The following is a 762-nucleotide window of genomic DNA, read 5'->3' as shown; positions in this document are numbered from 1 at the left end:
AGAAGTGGCTAGTCTAACCGCAAGGAGGACGGTCACCACGGTAGGATTCATGACTGGGGTGAAGTCGTAACAAGGTAGCCGTATCGGAAGGTGCGGCTGGATCACCTCCTTTCCAGAGCTTCTCGCATAAGTTGAGCGCTCACGCTTATCGGCTGTAAATTAAAGACAGACTCAGGGGTCTGTAGCTCAGTCGGTTAGAGCACCGTCTTGATAAGGCGGGGGTCGTTGGTTCGAATCCAACCAGACCCACCACCGTCTTATCTGGCGGTACACCCTGAGGCATACCTGTACATGGGGGCATAGCTCAGCTGGGAGAGCACCTGCTTTGCAAGCAGGGGGTCGTCGGTTCGATCCCGTCTGCCTCCACCAATCACCAACGCTAAGTGCTTGGTTCATACTATTGAACCGAGAATTTTGCATTGGCGATTGAGCCAGTCAGAGTGATATGAGTAAAACCATATCGGCTGTCGTTCTTTAACAATCTGGAAGAAGTAAGTAATTTGGATAGCGGAAGCGTCTTGAGATGGACGTGAAAACTATCCGGGTTGTGATTGTATCGATGTATCTCAAGATGATTCGAACTCTATGTTTGACTCAATTGGAATACGGCACAACGCGAGAACTCAACCTGTAACGAGACAGACTCGTTATAGGGTCAAGCGAACAAGTGCATGTGGTGGATGCCTTGGCGATCACAGGCGATGAAGGACGCGGTAGCCTGCGAAAAGCTACGGGGAGCTGGCAAACAAGCTTTGATCCGTA

General features: G+C 50.7%; 2 tRNA genes and 2 rRNA genes. All 4 read left to right on the top strand.

The window, feature by feature from the left end:
- Positions 1–112: ribosomal RNA gene (locus QZM67_RS39855) — 16S ribosomal RNA — on the top strand; the annotation flags it as partial.
- 63 nt (positions 113–175) lie between these two features.
- Positions 176–252: transfer RNA gene (locus tag QZM67_RS39850), tRNA-Ile, on the top strand.
- Positions 253–293: 41 nt separating this feature from the next.
- Positions 294–369 (top strand) — tRNA-Ala (locus QZM67_RS39845).
- A gap of 284 nt (positions 370–653) precedes the next feature.
- Positions 654–762 (top strand): 23S ribosomal RNA (locus tag QZM67_RS39840); the annotation flags it as partial.

Origin of the sequence: Burkholderia sp. AU45251, assembly GCF_030482905.1 — a bacterium.
Classification (GTDB): Bacteria; Pseudomonadota; Gammaproteobacteria; order Burkholderiales; family Burkholderiaceae; genus Burkholderia; species Burkholderia aenigmatica.
The sequence above is the reverse complement of the archived record's forward strand: the minus strand, read 5'-3'. Positions and strand labels throughout refer to the sequence as shown.